The organism is Proteus hauseri ATCC 700826, from assembly GCF_001654965.1.
GTDB classification, from domain to species: Bacteria; Pseudomonadota; Gammaproteobacteria; order Enterobacterales; family Enterobacteriaceae; genus Proteus; species Proteus hauseri.
This window is the reverse complement of sequence record NZ_LXEV01000021.1, coordinates 99,157-117,425: the sequence shown is the minus strand read 5'-3', so window position 1 is coordinate 117,425 and position 18,269 is coordinate 99,157. Positions and strand designations below refer to the sequence as shown.

Below are 18,269 nucleotides of genomic sequence, written 5' to 3'. Positions count from 1 at the left end.
ATACTTAATTTACATTGATAATCAAACAATAAGATAAAATAGAGAAGTAAGGATAAAACTGCCAAAGTATGCTTTAATCATAAACATAATATTTAGCATCAATAAGATAACTTATGCTCAATTACTGTTCAAAAATAAAAGGCGATTTATGTTTAAGTATCCAGCAGTAGCAAGTTTTGATGAAGAAAGTGAAACTTATGAAATTACCTATCGTGATTTTGAGAATATACACGCGGTGGCCTATACAAAGGACGATGTCGAACTTGAAGCTTCGGATATTTTGCATGTTGGTCTTGAAGAGTTTATTTCTGCAAAAATGCCCATACCTGAACCATCAGAAGCTGAGCCTGGTGATTTTATTGTTTACTTACCACTTTTAAGCTGTTTAAAAATTGCACTACATAATGCCATTTTAGAAACTAATACAAAAAAATCAGATTTAGCAAGAAAAATGAATTTAACAAGTGCTCAAATTGAGCGCTTAATTGATATTAACCAAACGTCAAAAGCAGATAGTTTAGAACAAGCACTTTACTTACTTGGCTATGGTATTTCTTTATCTGTTAATAAAGAAAAATAATATTTTTATTTTTAAGTACTCTTATACTAATAAATAAAAGTAGCTCTAATAAATATTAAAGCTACTTATTTTATTTCTTTATCTCACTTTTATAGTAATAAGAATTAATTTTATTAAGACTAAAGTTTTTTATTAGCTAAGAATTTTGCATGATTAGTATAAATTGCAATAATATCTTCTTTGCGTCCAACTAAACCAGCAACTTGATTCACCATATCAAGATGATCCTCAGGGTAATCATCTTTAATCAATTTACCTAATCGCATACTTTTACGACTAACTAAACCATCATTTTCTTTTTCAGTAAAAAAGGCACTAAGTACTCTCATTGGTGCATGAGTAAGATCCCGTAGATTATCTTTTTCACCTATAATTCTCCCCTGAATATAGCTACCAAATGAATAATAGTGAACACCATTTACAACCTCCCGACCTTCTCCGCCCCATTTCTTAGGTAAGCCTTGAGGATATTTTTTATTAAATTCACTGACACTTTCAGTAGTTAATGCTTCTAGTGCCGCAATTGCATTTTGCGGATTTCCTTTATTACCTGAAAATACAGAAATAATAACGCCAATCGCTTTCATTACAGCATCTGCAATATATTCGGGAACACTGTCTTTTCTAACAATACGTCGTACCAAATCCGCAATTTCTGAGCCATGGTTTACACCATTCACCGAGGTTACAGAGGCTATTTTATTCGAATGCATAGCGGCGACATAGCGACAAGCTAACGGCCCTTGGCTATGGCCAATTAAATTCACTTTTTTGGCCTTAGTCTCTTTAAGAATTTTTTGAACAAATTCCCAAAGTTGTTCTCCGCGAATTTCATTAGAATTAAATGCTGACAGTGAGGCAGTAAATACTTGATGCCCCTCTTTTTTCAATGCATCTGCGATACCATAAAAATAGGGATAACCGACAATATCATCGAAACCAGATAAGCCATGAACTAAAATAATAGGGTATTGTGTTGACATAATTTCCACTCCTTGGGTTTAACATAAATTGTTTATATTGCTAAACTTCCTGTTAGCAATAACTAACAACAATTTATATCGAATGAAATTACAAAAAATAATAGATCTCTTCTTCATTCAATGTTTGCTATTAGCAATGCTAGACTATCCTATAATTTAAGATCGTAAAGCATTATCTAAAATTTATTTTCAATTAAATTTGACTCATAATTAACATACCTTCTACTATCCCTTCTGCTTTCTTAAGTTTTTTCCCAATATAGGTATCTGAACACTGATGAATTTTTGCTAACTGAATAAATGTTTTACCAAAAATATAATAATTAATCAGTAATTCATAGTCTTCTTTATTATTTTTCAATAAATTACTCATAAGTTCAGTTACTAATAGAACTTGTTCTCCACTAGAGCTAGCCCTCGACTTTATACGCTCAGGAATAATATATTTATATTTTTCAATATCACATTGAATTTCCTCATTATTACTTACCATCCAAGAACCCCATTGCTGCAGTATTTTTGATACCTTTTCCATTTTACATCCTTGTTTTTTAATTTATTAAAAATCAATTACATTCTAGTAATTAAGGTAATACATTTATTTATCACTAGATAAATAGTATAGTCATAATAACTATACTAATATTTACATTTATTACAATAGTATATATTTTTAAGTTATATCTACAGGTTAAGAATATGAGGATAAATAAAGAAATAAAAATAAGTAGAAAAATAGAAGAGTAGTAAATGAATCAAAGAGATAAAAAATAATACTTCCAGCCATTTAAACTAAAAAAATATTTTTCAGTCTTAAACTTTTATTAACTAAATAGCTGGAATGACTCATATATAATACATTACTGTAGCGTTTCATTAGGACGTAAAGTTAAAACTTCATATCCAGTCGAAGTAACTAAAATTGTATGTTCTGATTGTGCTGACAATTTTTTATCTCTTGTAACGACCGTCCAGCCATCTTTTTTAGTTTTAATTTTTGAGCCCCCTTGGTTAATCATCGGCTCAATAGTAAAAGTCATTCCTTCTTTTAATACTACGCCCTGCCCACGAATACCATAATGTAATACTTGTGGAGCCTCGTGCATTTCTCGTCCAATACCATGACCACAATATTCTCTTACAACACTATATCCATGACTTTGTGCAAAACTTTGAATTGCATGCCCAATATCCCCCAATGTAGCGCCAGGCTTAACTTGCTTAATACCTTCCCACATTGCCTGATAAGTTGTTTTTACTAGCTTACGAGCGATAGGCGATGCCTCTGGCATAATATACATTTTGCTTGAGTCGGCAATAAAACCATTTTTTTCCAACGTTATATCAACATTAATAATATCTTTATTCTTTAAACGCTCATCTGCTTTAGGAACACCGTGGCAAACGACTTCATTAATAGAGGTATTTAGCACATATTCATAGCCATATTGCCCTTTACTTGCCGGCCTAGAACCCAGTTCATTAATAATGAAATCTTCAACTTTATCATTAATTTCTAACGTCGAAATACCCGGCATAATAAAGTCATCAAGCATAATAAAAACTTGGGCCAGTAATCGACCAGATTCTCGCATTAATTCAATTTCATCGTTATTTTTGATGGTAATCTTATCCATTATTTTCCCTTTCTATCTTTGTTCTTGTTTTGTCACTTCTTTTTCTAACATTTCACTAATGATCATCGGAAATGTTTTCTCTGGATTCAATTCTGCTTGGATGCCAATTTTTATCCAAAATTCAGCCTGTGCATTAACAGAGCGTGACATAACATTACTTGTTTTACGTAAATACTCATGTAATTCATCAGAGATTTTTACAATACCCACCATAACCTCTATATACAAATCGTAACGGAACATATATCTAATATAATAAAGTTAAATAATCTTACTTTCAATTCCTATTCAACACGCAACTATCTGCAATAATTTAAGCTATATCTTAGTACCGCAGTTTAGACGTTCAAATAAATAGCAAAAAGCAACACAAAAAACTATAATTAGTTGATTATTATCTTAAAAGCTCATAATTATGATCATCATAAAGTACATTATTAATTAAGTAATTTTCTTTAGTAATATCTTTAAAAGTAAAGCCACTTTTCTTTAAAACTTGCTCAGAAGCTAAATTACCCGCAGTAACCACGGCAATAAATCGTGTAATTAACTTAAATCTTTCATCTACTAACATGCTCATTAGCGCTTTTGTTGCCAATCCTTGCCCCGCATATTGTGGTTCTATAATAAACCCGACCTCCGCAGTTATACCTTGTTCTTCGGCTTGAGACTCAACTATCTTAAGCCCGATTAATCCCATTGGGGCTTTTTTTTCATTACGAATTACCATACAAAGCCAATGAGTGGAATGGATATTCCATATTGGCAGGCGCGATTCAAATGCCTCTTTAATTTGTTCTTCAGTCATTACTCCAGAAATATATTTCATTACATTCTGTGAAATATATAAATCATGAAAAAATAGCCAGTCATTAGCTGTTATATGCTCAAAAGTAAAATTTTTCTTTTTCACCTTATCTCCAACCTATTTATTTTTATGTGGATTTATATTTTTTAATAGTAAATATCTTATGCTTTCGTTTATTATTTTTTTATTTGAATAGCAAACTGAATGACATGACATTTTCCAGTATGAAATTCACCTTCATGACGTTCAACTTCACCAACGAAGAAATGATAAAAGCGGTCTTTACCAAAGTTATTTAAAAAATCATAAATATCATACAACATATCAAAAGAACGAGGGCCACCAGTGCTATAATTTAACTGTTCTTTAGAATAAACCTCACCAATAAACCACCCTCCATTTTTTAATGATCCTCTTATTCCTAATAATGTTTTCTGCCTTAATTCCGATGGAAAATGACCAAAAACACAGAAAATATTTTGGAAAGTACTCTCTTGCCACATAACATCATTTAAATCTAAGCATTGGGTTAATATCTTAATATTTTCTTTTTGTGCTCTATCTTGGGCCTTTTGCAAACCAACAGAAGAGTAATCCCACAGTTCTATTGAAAAGGGCTGATTTTCTCGATTTGCTTTGTGTGCGAGAAATAGTGCATTACGCCCTTCTCCTTCAGCAATCGCTAATGAATGGCCTTTAAATTCTATTTTTTCAGCAATAAATTGAATAAAAACATTGGGTTCATATCCATAAACAAATTCATACTCTTGATATCTATTATTCCAATTCTCGCTCATGCATAACCTCATCATAAAGAAAATAAAAATTATATGAAATAACGAAGCACTCAATTATTTTCAATCGACACTTTTTAGTATTGCTATACTTACTCTTTCCGACAAAAAAACTGACTTAAATTAAATTTATTCTTAATTTTATTTTTAAGATTAAGATGAGCATATCCTCAGAATACACTGAAAGACAATTGAATTAATAACCTTTAATTTAATGTCTAGTTCATATCCGAGTTTTATCTCATCACCTATCTTTTGAGCTAATAAAATTAACAATTAAGGAAAGTCAATGAAGTTATTTAAAATTATAGCGTCGTTCTCATTGATGAGCGTGCTTATTTTCACATCAGGTTGTACAACGATTGAAAAAAAATATCCAATAAGTACTGATATATCGTCGGAACAAACAACAAATAGAGCACTTTCAACCAAGTGGGGTGAAAGTATTCAATCTGAAGTACAAAAAGTAGATGCAATTCGTTTATCCCAACAACCTTATGAAATAGCAGCTATTCACTATCAAAGTGGAAAACCATCAAATAACTCACAAAAAATAAAATGGGCTAACTTAGATCCTATTAATTTGAGCATTCTTGCTGAAGACAAAAAAATAATACCTTTATATCAAATTAAAAATAACCAATACACTTTATATGGAAAAGAAAATGAACGGTATATTATTTACTTAAATAATATTAACAGACAGAAAAGCTATGAAGTTGTTGTTACAGTTGATGGTTTAGATGTAATCAGTGGTAAATCAGCTTCTTATCAAAATAGAGGTTATTTATTAAGACCTGGAGACGATCTATTTATTGAAGGCTTTAGAAAAAGTGATCAACAAGTAGCTGTCTTTCGCTTTGGGCTGGCAGATGAAGGCTATGTAAATTTTAATACTGAAGGTGATAAAAAAGATATTGGTATAATATATGTTTCTGTTTTTGAAGTAAAAGAAAGCACTACTGAAGAAATACAAAAATGTATCTATAGTCAAAAACGTTTTCTTGATGATAACAGCTATGCACCCGAACCTTGCATTCCATAATACTAGCAACTGATTTTCCCAATATAAATAGCGTAGTAATAAGTATTAACATGCTATTTGTATTGGTTCTTCATATAGATTATTAACTTTATAAATGATACTCTTATCGCTCTTCCTTAATTATATACTCTTAATACTTTTCCTATATACTCACATTTATTATCCTATTCCATTTAAATTTATTCACCTGAGAATAAGGGATCGCTATGCTAAATTAGGAACTCCGTTCATGGCATGAGGCGACATCTAGACCAGATTATCATTTTTATGATTGTGGTATGCCTAGTGTTGCGGATTATCTACAATTATGTCATCTTCCTATTTCTAAACACCTTGATAAAGAAATTAATATATTTAGATACTCAACTATTGTATTTATTACACCACCTTTCCATACTATATAAGCAAGATGGAGAAAGAAAACAATCTTTTTATAAATCAAAAAAGACATATTATCCAATAGTGGATATATAAAAAAATTATAACTTAATTGGAACACCTAAATTGGAACACCTAAGGAAAATATAGAAAAAGAGTGATTTCATTATTAACAAGCTTAATTAAATTTATTAAGTAATAAGGCCAACATCATATATTGACCTTATTAAGTTATTAATATGAAGCCATAATTCATAAATCAGCCCTTCCCCCTCTCATAACAGCACGTTGCTGTTCATGGAATTTATTGCTCTTTGCTCCGCTGGTGTTCTTATATTTTTACCACAAACTAATGTAGATCAAACTCGTTCACCTACTCTATACTCCCCTGATGTTCCAACACCGAAGTTAACATTATCAGTACAACCTGATAAAACTATAAATTATAATAGCTATGCGCATAGTTTCCCTCATAAATAAAATAACCATTTTATAAATATCAACAAATATAACTAAGATTTCCATTTCATTTTAATTCTGATTTTTCCTTATTTTTATTACTCATAGATTAAAATATTGATATAACAATATCTAATTTATTATATGAAAACAACCATCATAGCAGCATGATTATTTTCATAATTTTTATATATTCCTAAATACAAAGGCTATATTCTTCAAATTTATTTTTAAATATTAAATTATCTTTTTTCTATAAAATGATTTAACAAGAGAATTTAAGTATACTTCTGTTTTACAATGACTAAATTCTATTTTATTACTGTTTGAAATAAATAATGGAATACCCTCCCCTAATACTACAGGTATTTTAGTTATTATAAGCTCGTCGACTTTATCTTCAGCGAAAAAGCCTTGAACAGTTTTCCCTCCATCAATATAAATTCGCTTATAACCTAGTGTATTAAGAGTATTTTTAATCTCTCCAGCAGTACCTGCCATCAGTGTCACATTAGCAGGTAAAGAAAGTGGTAATTCTTGCATCGTATTACTTAAAACAAATACGGGTTGTATATATGGCCACTCTATATCAAAACTAAGTATTGTTTCAAACGTTGTTCTTCCCATTACTATCGCATCAATATCGCTTAAAAATTCAGAAAAACCAAAATCTGAATTTTCAGGATTATCAATATTTATAAGCCAATCGATATTTCCTTGCTTATCCGCAATAAATCCATCTAAACTTGTTGCAATATATACGACTATATCCATGTTTTTTTCCAAATAATTTTAGCTTCCAATAAAATAATTTATTATTTTAAGTATTTTGTGAGATAATTAGAAGAAAAACAACGAGAAAAATTAATTTTTTAAATTACAATTTTATTAATTACAAGATTAATATTCTGGTACTTTGGAATATAAACATATCACCCAAGAATATTACATAAATATATCTCTGATATATTGACGGTTCTATTGAGAACCTATCTAATTACAGTAGATATTATTTGAATTTTTATCTATCAACTGTTATTTTTTATTAGGAAAATATCTGATACAAAAAAAGCCATCTAATTTTAAATGATGGCTTAATACACCATTAAAAAGTTTCATTTTAATCAATGGCTATTCATCTTCTGGTGGGTTTTTGAGGACTTGATGAATTTCCTCTTTTAGTCGTAACTTTTGTTTTTTTAACTCAACAACTTCATTGCCATAACCACTTCTATCAGAATGTTCGAGTCTTACTATTTCGTGGTCGAGCTGATTATGCCTATCAAAAAGTGCACGAAAATCAGGATTTGTTTGGCGGAGTTTTGAAATTAAATCACGGTATTCTGGAAACATAGGCATTTACCTTTCGTAATAAATTATAAATTACCAACCTTCTATTCAGTTTCACCTAAACTCGTTAATATGTCATTTTTTTATGTCAAAAATAAGACGAATATCAATTAAAATTTTAGTCATTATATTTTATGCTATCTTTACATTTAGTTATTTTTATTTATCAAACCAAATATCTTCATAACCATTTCTATCAATAATAAATTTGCTTCCCTCCGGTAAGTAAAGATAGTTAACGACTTCTGGTAACTTATCATATAAATGTTTTGTGTGTATAACTTGATAAAAATCATCTGCTTTAGAATATTTACCACAATAAAAAAACCAGCTTATATCGCCATTCTCTGGTAACTCAATACGAATTCCATAAATAGGGCTATCATTTAATGTATTCAATGCAATAGCCACTTTCTCTTCAGGCTCTAAAGGTGATACTCCATAATTTTTACATATTTCAGTTTGCTTATTATTTGGTTGTTTTTTATGAGTATTATATTGCATTATTCTTTCTCTTTAGTTCTTCTTGATAGTAAAACATTATAAATTAACTCGGTATGTTATACAGATTAAATAATACTTACTAATACAAACATTATTAGCCCTAAATTGATGTGGCTGGTTATTTTTATAGCGAAATGCTAAATATATGCCTTGAAATTTATTATTGTTTAAAAAAACAACGTTTTGGGCCAGACAAGACGAAAATTTAGATTATTTACATTTCTTTGCTATAAAAAAGCATTAATTGTTAACTATATAAATGAAAATTAGCTACATTTATAGAGGTCTCTAATAGTTTTTTTATACCCATCTATTTGAGCCACTAAGCCCAATGCCGCCACATTGGGCTTTCTTCTTTTTTACTAATGTTCTATTTTACAATGATATTTTAAAGCTAACACATCTATTATTGATTGGTTTTTGGTTACGCATAATTTATTTGAAGATAGTAATTCATTCTCTTTTACTATTAACACAATAAAGGAAATCTCTCATTCCGGCGTTATACCCCATGTCTATACATGCTGCTGCAATAACTTCTTGATCAAACATTTCATTAAGCACATCATTTTTATTTACATCTAGTATCTTGAATTCATCCTTACCTGTATTGGTAAAATATACCGAGAATAAACTCTTCTAATATAAGGATCATACAATCCTATTATTCAATATAATGACAATAATGATTTTTATTTTTTTCAAAAATAATTCATTATGAAAAATTCAGCTAAGCCAGCGTTAGTCATATTCTCTTTAACTATTTGTCTACTGAAATAAGTGTATTTTAAATTAAACGTCTAGTTGATGTACTATATGAGGTTGTAATAGTAATAATTCTTATAAAAATACTTTCCATTTTCTCTTTATTTATTTCAAATCATTTAAATAAATACTGGAATTAAATATTAATTTTATCTCATAATAGATAGCTTAACTTTATAGACTTTTTTAATAAGGTTATTTCTAATGATTACTCATCTAATAACAATAAATAAATTGAAGATAATATTAAATATATATTTTTTTGGTTTAGTAATATTCTTGTTATTTAACGCTATAATTACTTAGAAAAATAATTTTCAATTATCAGTGGCATAACATTTAGATTTTTTAAATTATTTTATACTTAAGAAGTATTAGAATTCACTTTATACTAGATAACAAAAAACCCCGCTATTAGCGAGGTTTTATATATTCAACTATTTAATGCTTAACTTATTTGCGCTGTCATCACACTTTTGCAAAAAATGCATTTTGCGCCATGTGGATTATTCACTGAAACATCAAATTGTGATGTTCTATATTGTGAACTGCTACAACAAGGGCATTTTAAATAGAAATAAATAGTTATGGTGTCTTTAAAGTGCTACCACATTACCAGCAGAAGGACCTTTCATTCCGTTCTCGATGGTAAATGAAACTTGTTGGCCTTCAGCTAAAGATTTGAAACTATCACTTTGGATTGCAGAGAAATGTACGAATACATCTTTGCTGCCATCTGCTGGAGTAATAAAACCAAAACCTTTACCATCATCGAACCATTTTACTGAACCAGTCATTGTATTAGACATAGGATTTCCTTTAATTTATTAGATTTGCCATAGGGCATATGCGGTTTGTTTTTTATTTTTACTTATGGGCATCAATTAGAAGGAATTCGCAATGAAGAGGTATCGAGGATAGCGCTAAATGGTGAACAACTTTAAACTTACTAACATAAATAGGCCTGTACTTCCAAACCAGTGACATCATTAAGCCATAGATAAATTCAGATAGCAAATATTATTTTGCAATGAATCTTTTTTATTCTTGCTATAGTTTGATCTGTATACTCACTTCATCAGCGATATCATACTCGTTCTATTCATTTTTCAGCCTTAGCTTTTATCTGTTTTTCCACAAGTTCTGCGATTATCATTAATGATGGTATCAATAATAAAGCTACTTTTTATTATTTTTAAAATAAAAAATAACAAAAAAAGCCTTATTTAACATGAGATATAAATTTATATCTGAATTTTAATAGCGTCTAGTGCCATATAAAAATAATAATTTATCTTCACTCTGATATCTATTATTGTGTAGTTAGCTCATCTCCAAATATTCTGATGATTTAATAGAGCTATCAACAGGTGTACTATTATTTAATAATTAATGTCCACTACTTGCATTTATCCAAGATTGCCTGAAGTAATATCATTGTTCGCCAGATATCATCCTGTGTATCTCCGTCCCACTCAGGTACCGTTGCAAGCTCAGATTTACACTCTTTCAATAGAATGTACGCATCAGCTATTTCATCTCTACCGCAATTGTGAGCTATACGATATATCGACTCTTCAGATAAACTACTGTAATAATTGTCAGCTCCACGTTCTCTTATAATAAGTTGTTGCAGTTTTTTCATAATTATTTTTCATTCTGTTTTTATTAAGTCTCACGATGTTAAAAGATTTAATAAGAACATACAATATTAAACTCAATTAACAAGAGATGAAAAGATATTACACTTTCATCTTTATAAAAAATAAAAATTTCTTTAAGATATTTTTATATCTCTAAAAATAATAAATTTTATTTATTAGTATGTTATCTTTTATCATCCACAAGTTATTTTTCATTGTATTTGGCTATTTTTCAGCCATTTCATATATCAATGGTTATTTCTTTTCATGGCAGAAGTTATACCTTATATGATTTAGGTTAATTAATATTTCTTAGTGGTATAAAACAAACGAAAAAAGATCACCTAAGTGATCTTTGAAATAAATTGTTCAGAATAACCAAACATGCAAACTACTTTGCAATTTTAGAGAGTTATTTTTTGTAAAAAAATTTATTATAAACCATAACGTAACCTCAATAATTGAGGATAAGGATTAAAATATTTCTGCTTATCCAAATAGCTGTCAGGATACTCTGATAAATAATGATTTATAAGAGTTAAAGGAGCCAATAGAGGTTGTATTCCTTGACGATATTCTAAAATTAAGTTGCTTAGTGCCTGTCTTTGGTTCGATGTTAAGTAACGTTTAAAATATCCCTGAATATGCATAAGAACATTAGTATGATTGCGGCGTGTCGCTTGGTGCTGTAATAATTTCATAAACCTATTTCGATACTCATCAAAGAAAGAACCAAATGAGTCCCATTCTTTATTAGTAGCAACAAAACGGCCTAAATCTCGATAGAGAGGTTGTGAATGTGCTAATAACAGCAGCTTATATCGAGTATGAAAATCTATTAATGCCCCTCGATTGAATGAATTTAATTTCAATTCATTCAACTCATTAAGTGCAAATACTCGTATAATAAAGTTCTCTCTTATATGAGGATCATTCAATCGACCATCCTCTTCTATTGGTAACCAAGGCATTATTTGTTTTATATTTTCGGTAAAAATACCAGTGCCTGATTTTCGATTACCATTTCCGACTGCATCATATACACGAACACGCTCTAACCCACAACTTGGAGATTTTGCACAAACAATATACCCACACAACGACTTAAGTTTGTTTAAATATTCGACAGAATATTGATTCATTTTTTCTGTCAAATCCCCCTCGCTTCCATTACTAAACTTCAACGTAATCTCTCCTGAATTCGATTTAACTAACCGTAATGCAGGCCTTGGGGTAGTTAAACCAATAGCTAATTCTGGGCAAGTTTGTTGATATTCGAAATAATGGGATAACTCATCGACAGCAAGATGAAAACGTTTATGCCCACCATCAAATCTAACACTACTACCTAATAAACACGCACTAATTCCTACAGATATTTTTTTAGCAGAAATATCATTTTTAATACTCGTAGTATCTGAATTAATCATTCTTACGACCTCATATGAAATCACTCACACAACAAACTTTATATGGTCATCTTAAAATTTATCTTAGTAAGATTATACTTGCTTTACTACTTTTATAAAAAACTTAGAGCGTAACTACATTAAAAACAAGAAAAATCACATTAGAAATTTAGGTAAATAAAAAAGATCGCCTAAGCGATCTTTAAAATAAGTAACTAATATAGCTAAGTCAGGCTTTTCTGCTCTATTCGAAGCTCATAACAGATTAAGATTGAATATTCTTATCTCGTGTATATATCTATTCAGCATCTTTTTCTTTGGTTAAACAATAACGTAAGTTTTGTCTAATGGCTTCAATAGACCAAATCCAAAACGCTGTCCCCACGAACTCGGAAATTAGCGCTTGATAACCGGCGATCCAAAGCCAACTAGATAATCCTAATAAAGGTACAACCAAACCATGAGCAAAAACAGAAACGCCAATACCAAAACAAATACCATGCAATAATTTAACCTTTGGTAAATATTCGGCAATAACACAATATATTACTGCTATAACTATTGAAAATAATATATGAACACCATTCCCAGCCCAATTAATACTATATCCCATCCAATGATAAGTCATAGTATCTATATTTAAACCCAGTTTTTCGAGTAAAACCACAGGTGGAGGTGTTGTTTCAAGTGTTCTTGGCGGAATTAAATCTTCAAAACCAGATTTAACCAAGGCTGAAAAAATACCTGCTATAACACCAACATATATTGCGATGCAAATATGTCTAGAACTTTTTTTCGTTAACTTAAATAAATCTATCATTATATACTCACACTCTATAAATTGAATTTTATAAGTATAGTAGAGATAAGAATATCTGTTTATAATTTTAATTAAATATTTTATATTTCATCATAAATAATAGATTTTATTTTAAACATAAGCAATGAATAAGAGTGAAATATCTTTTTTGATTTATTTTTACGACAATAAATATAGAGTAAACACTCTAAATTCACTCTCTATTTCTAGCCACATATCTATTCATTGGTTACTAAGCCTCTTAATTTTATCGATATGGTGTTTATAATATTTATATTTTATTACTCTAGATCTTAAATAAAAGTTAACGCTATTATCATTTAAATTTCACTACTTAATCTTATAGCCATAAATAATGGAAGATTATCAACTAAAGATGTTTAAGAATTATTAGGAACTATGATATAAAGTTACTTATAACAGCGCCCAAGCATCTTCAAATACTTTTTCTGAATACGGTTGATATCCAAGCTCCACACTAACAATTGCAGTTGCTAGTGCAATAGCAACTGGTTTGGATGAAGTATTTATAGGCTCATTAATTCCTACGCCAAGATCTTTAGCAACACGGTTAATATAATCAACCGTGTTATTCTCATTTGGCGGTGCATATCGGTTGATAATCGACGCCACTGTATTAAGCTTGTATTTTTTTTGATATGTTTGCAGCAATTTGTAAATAGCACTAATACCATATTCAGGTGATATGAATTGGCAAAAGTCTTTGTCTGTTTGCTGAGGCGAGAGTCCTTGCCATTGCGAACCATGACGGATATTGCCCGGATTGTTATTACGCTCACCTCTTGCTGGTCTAGTCATTTTGCATCTCCACTTTATCTTTGATAATTTTGCTCAAGTCATCTACGCCAACGTAACCCATAAAAATACTGGCAAGATAGACGAACTTATGATTAAGACTCAGTAACGTTAAAAGATCTTTTACAAATCACGCAACAAGGTTCATGTAACACCGTCAAATAATATGTTCTTCCATTATTATTTTTTACGTTTATTTTATATGCTGATATAACTCCTAGCTCATCAACATTTTTTCATTATGTATTAGATGATTTTCTTATCCTCACAATTCACAATGTAGAAGATCTTACAAAAACAATTAAGGCTACATCTAATGTGTAGTCTTAATTTCATTCACATTCTCTAATTCAATTATTTTTTATCCTATTATCTACCGCTTTCTTCTTCAGGCAGTTTATATTCAATAGCAATGGTTAGAAGCCCACTTGATAGATCCGTTTTTTCTATTTTTGATTTATCGTTATCCTTCATATACTGTAAGAGAAAATATCAATTATTGAAAAATTCGTTTAATAAGGCTTTTACCATACTTTTTTGTAAAGATTTATTTTAAATCAGAGACTCAATACGATACAATAAGTTAATTTTATATAGGGCATAAGTATGAAAAAAGAAATTAAAGCACCTACAAGTGTAAGAAATAATGACCAACCATACTGGCCCTCGTTGAAGCTTATATTAAGTTCTCTTATTGTTTTTAGTTTTTACTTAAATTTAGTCGATAAAAATAAGTTTTCGCTCCTTATTAGTATTTTCGACCTAACTTTAATACCTATGTTTGTATTCATAGTTGCATTTATGACCAAAAATATAACATGGGAAACATTAAGATATAACTTACTTCCCTCTATTATAATTTATTTTACGTTTCAAACAGTTGATATGATCCCTCTTTATTATTCAGATGAGTTTAATTTAAAATATTATTTTTTCTCGCCTCAAAGTGGAGTGTGGTTTTTTTTAGCAATTCCCATATGGCAGGCTTTCTTCTTAGTATTACCAAAAAATATAAAATCTAACAATATCATTTTATTTTTAATATTAATTATATCTTTGATTGTTGCTTATTTAACAAAAAAACATTTACTCAACCTTTCAAGTTTTTTTTCTATTCTTTTATATTTTCCTTTTTTCATAATAGCTTATTTTATTAATGATGAAAAAATCGCCTTACTTAGAAAAAAATCTATTTTTACAATTTTATGCATTACAATCTTAGCTATAGTTTTACATTTTTATCAAAATAACATTAATGATTTTGTTATTAATATTACTAAAGCTGACTTAAACCTCTCTTTATTCATTAGTTACGCTCTAAATTTCATAGTAAGTATTATTTTAGGATCTAGCATTATTTATTTTTCTTTATCAACTGATAAATATGCAAAAATATCAAACAATGCTTTAGGAATTTATTTAATTCATCCTATTATTTGCTTTGTTTTTTTACGAATCTTAGCTTATTTTTGTATAGAGTTAAATTTATTAATGATAATAATATTAACGTTATCTACAATCAGCATTGCCCTATTGTTAGCATTAAATTCAACCATTCACTGGTTTATTGACCCCGTTTTAAGAACTAATAAATTAAAGCAATAACATATATAAACAAATTGATTAGCTTTTTATTTATTTTTATAATCATTTTAGAAATGACAATAAAAAATGGTAGCGAATAAATGCGTGTTAACTCTTTATCAAATAAATTATTTTAGTACAATCCATATGGATTAGCCTTATATCAGCTAAAATACTAACTATATTATGAGGCTCTCCGCTTTTAAAACCCTCAGTTTCATTACTAATAATCTAGTGTTTGTAAAATATCTCTGGGAAGAAGACCAATATTATTTAACAATATAGCTCTATGCTATTAAATTTTATTTATTAAAATACGTAAATAAATAAAAACACTATGACTGCATAAATTTATAAGGAAATAAAGAGACATTTCAATGTCCCACCCACTAATATTATTATTTAATAGATAATCTAAATACATCAATTACTATAACCCACACTATTTTTTACTAAATCATCTAGATTACAAATTTGTAATATGATTGTAAGGTCACTCAATAGCTATTGTAGATAATATAGTCCCACTTAAATCACGAAAGGACATTTATATGAAAAAGAATATTCTATTTTTATTACTGTCGTCTTTAATGATGGCTCCCACTCTTTCAATGGCAGCCAGTAACTTACTCAGTGTTCATATACTTAATCAACAAACAGGAAAACCAACCCCTAATGTTGAAGTTACATTAGAAAAAAAACAGTCAAATAATTGGGTATTATTGAACTCAGAAAAAACTGACAATGATGGTAGAATTAAAGCTATCTGGCCAGATAACTCGGTTCCTCCTTCTGCTGGTGACTATAGAGTAGTGTTTAAAACTGGAGATTATTTTAAAACACAAGGAAAGGAAAGCTTTTTCCCTGAAATTCCCGTTGAATTCCATATAGATAATGTTAATGAACACTACCATATTCCATTGCTTTTAAGCCAATATGGTTACTCCACTTATCGAGGTAGTTAATTTTTAAAATAATATATTTAAATTCAACGCCAATTATAACAATTGGCGTTTATTATTATTTTATTCTACAGCGGTTTATTTATTATTCTCCCTCTCAGCGTCTTAATCTAATCATATCGTATTTTTCCATAAGTGAACGTTAATAAATAATTGGCATTTTATAACGAGAAAAATAAGCAATTCCCGTATGGATATTTTGTGCAATATTTGAAATAAAACAGCGTCAATACTTGATGAAATCAACCTGATTATATAATCAATCAGTTTTTAGTACCTCAGTAGTATTCTGATTGTCTTCTTTTTCCGCTTTCTTCACTTCTTTCATCCTCATATTCTCGCGTTATAGATTAATAATCTCAGGTATTTTTACGCAAACTGAAATAAAAAGCAGTAGAAATATCAATAATTTTTCATTTTCAAAATATTTATTTTTTTAAATATCTTAGAAAAATATGAAATTAATATTATCAAAAAAGAAAGACACCACTTAATTTCCGTGTATTATGCTTTAGTTAATAGAAATATGAGTTATCACGCCAGCTCGTTACTCTTATTGCTCTATTTGTGCCAATAGTGTACGAATTTCTACTCCTTGTTAAATATTCATAATGACTTCTCTGATACGAAAAAGGCCACCGGAGTGACCTTTATAAGAATGCCAAATAATTTTCAATAATAACTCGCGAGCTATTAACCTGCTTTGCAATTACTTAATACAGGCGTGTCATTGTCTCCAACTAAATCGGCTTTATCACCTTTAGTATAAAGCTTATATGTATAATCTTTATTCATCGCCTCATAATTTGCACCAGAAGCCATTTTCATAATTTTCATTGGGATCATTTCGTCCATTTGATTAATGATTGCATAACCATCCTTTGCTGTATTTATATAAATAACTTCCATTATTTGATTATTTTCACATGCATAAGATACTTTCGTTATCTCATCGCTATTATCCGCCATAACAAAACCAGCGGATAAAAGACTGACAGCAAAAGTAACACTTTTTAATAATAGATTCATATAATCTCCTACATACTATTTGATACACATTCTAATACATCACTAATCAATCTATCATAATTAACTCAACCATATATTGGCTTCCATAAGATTTATCTAATTGTAAAAAAATATCACTAATAAATTGAGTAATAAGTAATTTTTTTAAGTGATTCCTTAAATTTTGTTATTAAACACCAACTATATCTAAAGATATTGGTCGCATAATTAAAGAGCATTTATTATTAATAAATTTATTGTTGTAGATAAAACCTTAGGTAAATATTCTTCAGCTGATGTATTGAAAATAATCACAGAGCCACACCTTGATATTATGTATTAGCTTGTTGCAAGTGATCATGAATAAACTATTTTTCTTTCTCTAACAAATAACACCACTTTATTGTGTGTTTTTACGCCAATAGGGTTCAATCACCACCAATAATGGGTCGTAAGCATGATTAATTTTTTGCGAGCCGATTCGATATTATTTTTTACTTGCAGAATAAATAGTACAAATTAATTGAGTCAGCTGTTAAATTTCACCATCAGCCATATGGATATTGTCCGTTAAAATGGCTGAAATATTTATTCACTGTCCATTTCTGATAAATAGTACAGGCTAAACTGTAATTTATTTATTTTTTTTAATGCCACCGAATTATTTTAATTAAAGCTCTCGATTCACAGCGCTTGTGTGAACGGTATAAGTAAATGTTGATTC

At 29.3% G+C, this 18,269-nt stretch carries 19 protein-coding genes and 1 pseudogene; 4 read left to right on the top strand and 16 right to left on the bottom strand.

The window, feature by feature from the left end; translation table 11 throughout:
• Window positions 1-148 precede the first annotated feature (148 nt).
• On the top strand, window positions 149-580 hold the full coding sequence (locus M997_RS08420) for a type II toxin-antitoxin system HicB family antitoxin (RefSeq protein WP_064719667.1): 432 nt from the start codon (window positions 149-151) through the stop codon (window positions 578-580).
• A 119-nt stretch (window positions 581-699) separates the two neighbouring features.
• On the opposite strand, the gene M997_RS08415 is transcribed toward M997_RS08420, so the two are convergent.
• The 6 genes from M997_RS08415 to M997_RS08390 form a co-directional block, all read right to left on the bottom strand.
• Entirely contained in the window at window positions 700-1,563 is an 864-nt protein-coding gene (locus tag M997_RS08415) for a lipase family alpha/beta hydrolase (RefSeq protein WP_064719666.1), read from the bottom strand.
• 193 nt (window positions 1,564-1,756) lie between these two features.
• Window positions 1,757-2,098: an antiterminator Q family protein gene (locus M997_RS08410; protein ID WP_064719665.1), complete on the bottom strand. Its 342-nt coding sequence runs from the start codon at window positions 2,096-2,098 to the stop codon at window positions 1,757-1,759.
• Window positions 2,099-2,423: 325 nt separating this feature from the next.
• Window positions 2,424-3,200 carry a type I methionyl aminopeptidase gene (gene map / locus M997_RS08405; protein ID WP_064719664.1) on the bottom strand — a complete coding sequence of 259 codons (777 nt, stop codon included), beginning with the start codon at window positions 3,198-3,200 and terminating at the stop codon, window positions 2,424-2,426.
• Between the two features lie 12 nt (window positions 3,201-3,212).
• A complete protein-coding gene (locus M997_RS08400) occupies window positions 3,213-3,410 on the bottom strand; it encodes a ParD-like family protein (RefSeq protein WP_064719663.1) in 198 nt (65 codons plus the stop codon).
• Between the two features lie 184 nt (window positions 3,411-3,594).
• A complete protein-coding gene (locus M997_RS08395; RefSeq protein WP_064719662.1) occupies window positions 3,595-4,113 on the bottom strand; it encodes a GNAT family N-acetyltransferase in 519 nt (172 codons plus the stop codon).
• 71 nt (window positions 4,114-4,184) lie between these two features.
• A complete protein-coding gene (locus tag M997_RS08390) occupies window positions 4,185-4,805 on the bottom strand; it encodes a class I SAM-dependent methyltransferase (RefSeq protein ID WP_109406107.1) in 621 nt (206 codons plus the stop codon).
• Window positions 4,806-5,091: 286 nt separating this feature from the next.
• Between M997_RS08390 and M997_RS08385 the strand changes: the two genes are divergently transcribed.
• The gene (locus M997_RS08385; RefSeq protein WP_064719661.1) at window positions 5,092-5,847 is read left to right on the top strand and encodes a hypothetical protein; all 756 of its coding nucleotides are present in this window, start codon (window positions 5,092-5,094) and stop codon (window positions 5,845-5,847) included.
• Between the two features lie 1,074 nt (window positions 5,848-6,921).
• Here the strand turns inward: M997_RS08385 and M997_RS08380 are convergent.
• The 9 genes and pseudogenes from M997_RS08380 to M997_RS17895 form a co-directional block, all read right to left on the bottom strand.
• Window positions 6,922-7,458 (bottom strand): dihydrofolate reductase family protein, encoded by a 537-nt coding sequence (locus M997_RS08380; RefSeq protein ID WP_064719660.1) that lies wholly within the window; start codon window positions 7,456-7,458, stop codon window positions 6,922-6,924.
• Window positions 7,459-7,815: 357 nt separating this feature from the next.
• Window positions 7,816-8,037, bottom strand: a complete 222-nt coding sequence (locus M997_RS08375; RefSeq protein WP_064719659.1) for an HP1242/YdcH family protein — start codon at window positions 8,035-8,037, stop codon at window positions 7,816-7,818.
• 156 nt (window positions 8,038-8,193) lie between these two features.
• Window positions 8,194-8,538, bottom strand: a complete 345-nt coding sequence (locus M997_RS08370; RefSeq protein WP_064719658.1) for an immunity protein Imm33 domain-containing protein — start codon at window positions 8,536-8,538, stop codon at window positions 8,194-8,196.
• A 1,213-nt stretch (window positions 8,539-9,751) separates the two neighbouring features.
• Window positions 9,752-9,892: a cold shock small protein YmcF gene (ymcF, locus tag M997_RS17725; RefSeq protein ID WP_239994673.1), complete on the bottom strand. Its 141-nt coding sequence runs from the start codon at window positions 9,890-9,892 to the stop codon at window positions 9,752-9,754.
• Between the two features lie 7 nt (window positions 9,893-9,899).
• Window positions 9,900-10,112: a transcription antiterminator/RNA stability regulator CspE gene (gene cspE / locus M997_RS08365; protein ID WP_064719657.1), complete on the bottom strand. Its 213-nt coding sequence runs from the start codon at window positions 10,110-10,112 to the stop codon at window positions 9,900-9,902.
• Window positions 10,113-11,380: 1,268 nt separating this feature from the next.
• Window positions 11,381-12,376: a YbgA family protein gene (locus tag M997_RS08355; protein ID WP_064719655.1), complete on the bottom strand. Its 996-nt coding sequence runs from the start codon at window positions 12,374-12,376 to the stop codon at window positions 11,381-11,383.
• A 277-nt stretch (window positions 12,377-12,653) separates the two neighbouring features.
• Window positions 12,654-13,175 carry a YagU family protein gene (locus tag M997_RS08350; RefSeq protein ID WP_064719654.1) on the bottom strand — a complete coding sequence of 174 codons (522 nt, stop codon included), beginning with the start codon at window positions 13,173-13,175 and terminating at the stop codon, window positions 12,654-12,656.
• 414 nt (window positions 13,176-13,589) lie between these two features.
• A complete protein-coding gene (locus tag M997_RS08345; RefSeq protein WP_064719653.1) occupies window positions 13,590-13,994 on the bottom strand; it encodes a hypothetical protein in 405 nt (134 codons plus the stop codon).
• Window positions 13,987-14,106 (bottom strand): annotated as a pseudogene (locus tag M997_RS17895) (phage holin, lambda family); the annotation flags it as partial. The pseudogene M997_RS17895 and the gene M997_RS08345, both read right to left, overlap by 8 nt.
• A 491-nt stretch (window positions 14,107-14,597) precedes the next feature.
• On the opposite strand from M997_RS17895, the gene M997_RS08340 reads away from it, so the two are divergent.
• Both M997_RS08340 and hiuH read left to right on the top strand, forming a co-directional pair.
• Window positions 14,598-15,596 carry a hypothetical protein gene (locus tag M997_RS08340; RefSeq protein WP_064719652.1) on the top strand — a complete coding sequence of 333 codons (999 nt, stop codon included), beginning with the start codon at window positions 14,598-14,600 and terminating at the stop codon, window positions 15,594-15,596.
• 530 nt (window positions 15,597-16,126) lie between these two features.
• Entirely contained in the window at window positions 16,127-16,540 is a 414-nt protein-coding gene (gene hiuH, locus M997_RS08335) for a hydroxyisourate hydrolase (protein WP_064719651.1), read from the top strand.
• A gap of 690 nt (window positions 16,541-17,230) precedes the next feature.
• Here the strand turns inward: hiuH and M997_RS08330 are convergent.
• On the bottom strand, window positions 17,231-17,566 hold the full coding sequence (locus tag M997_RS08330) for a c-type lysozyme inhibitor (protein ID WP_064719650.1): 336 nt from the start codon (window positions 17,564-17,566) through the stop codon (window positions 17,231-17,233).
• Between the last annotated feature and the right edge of the window lie 703 nt (window positions 17,567-18,269).

Bases quoted from the DNA above. Each gene is read 5' to 3' on its own strand.
- M997_RS08420 (WP_064719667.1), top strand. From the start codon at position 149: ATGTTTAAGTATCCAGCAGTAGCAAGTTTTGATGAAGAAAGTGAAACT.
- M997_RS08415 (WP_064719666.1), bottom strand. From the start codon at position 1,563: ATGTCAACACAATACCCTATTATTTTAGTTCATGGCTTATCTGGTTTC.
- M997_RS08410 (WP_064719665.1), bottom strand. From the start codon at position 2,098: ATGGAAAAGGTATCAAAAATACTGCAGCAATGGGGTTCTTGGATGGTA.
- map (WP_064719664.1), bottom strand. From the start codon at position 3,200: ATGGATAAGATTACCATCAAAAATAACGATGAAATTGAATTAATGCGA.
- M997_RS08390 (WP_109406107.1), bottom strand. From the start codon at position 4,805: ATGAGCGAGAATTGGAATAATAGATATCAAGAGTATGAATTTGTTTAT.
- M997_RS08385 (WP_064719661.1), top strand. From the start codon at position 5,092: ATGAAGTTATTTAAAATTATAGCGTCGTTCTCATTGATGAGCGTGCTT.
- M997_RS08380 (WP_064719660.1), bottom strand. From the start codon at position 7,458: ATGGATATAGTCGTATATATTGCAACAAGTTTAGATGGATTTATTGCG.
- M997_RS08375 (WP_064719659.1), bottom strand. From the start codon at position 8,037: ATGTTTCCAGAATACCGTGATTTAATTTCAAAACTCCGCCAAACAAAT.
- M997_RS08370 (WP_064719658.1), bottom strand. From the start codon at position 8,538: ATGCAATATAATACTCATAAAAAACAACCAAATAATAAGCAAACTGAA.
- cspE (WP_064719657.1), bottom strand. From the start codon at position 10,112: ATGTCTAATACAATGACTGGTTCAGTAAAATGGTTCGATGATGGTAAA.
- M997_RS08355 (WP_064719655.1), bottom strand. From the start codon at position 12,376: ATGATTAATTCAGATACTACGAGTATTAAAAATGATATTTCTGCTAAA.
- M997_RS08350 (WP_064719654.1), bottom strand. From the start codon at position 13,175: ATGATAGATTTATTTAAGTTAACGAAAAAAAGTTCTAGACATATTTGC.
- M997_RS08345 (WP_064719653.1), bottom strand. From the start codon at position 13,994: ATGACTAGACCAGCAAGAGGTGAGCGTAATAACAATCCGGGCAATATC.
- M997_RS08340 (WP_064719652.1), top strand. From the start codon at position 14,598: ATGAAAAAAGAAATTAAAGCACCTACAAGTGTAAGAAATAATGACCAA.
- hiuH (WP_064719651.1), top strand. From the start codon at position 16,127: ATGAAAAAGAATATTCTATTTTTATTACTGTCGTCTTTAATGATGGCT.
- M997_RS08330 (WP_064719650.1), bottom strand. From the start codon at position 17,566: ATGAATCTATTATTAAAAAGTGTTACTTTTGCTGTCAGTCTTTTATCC.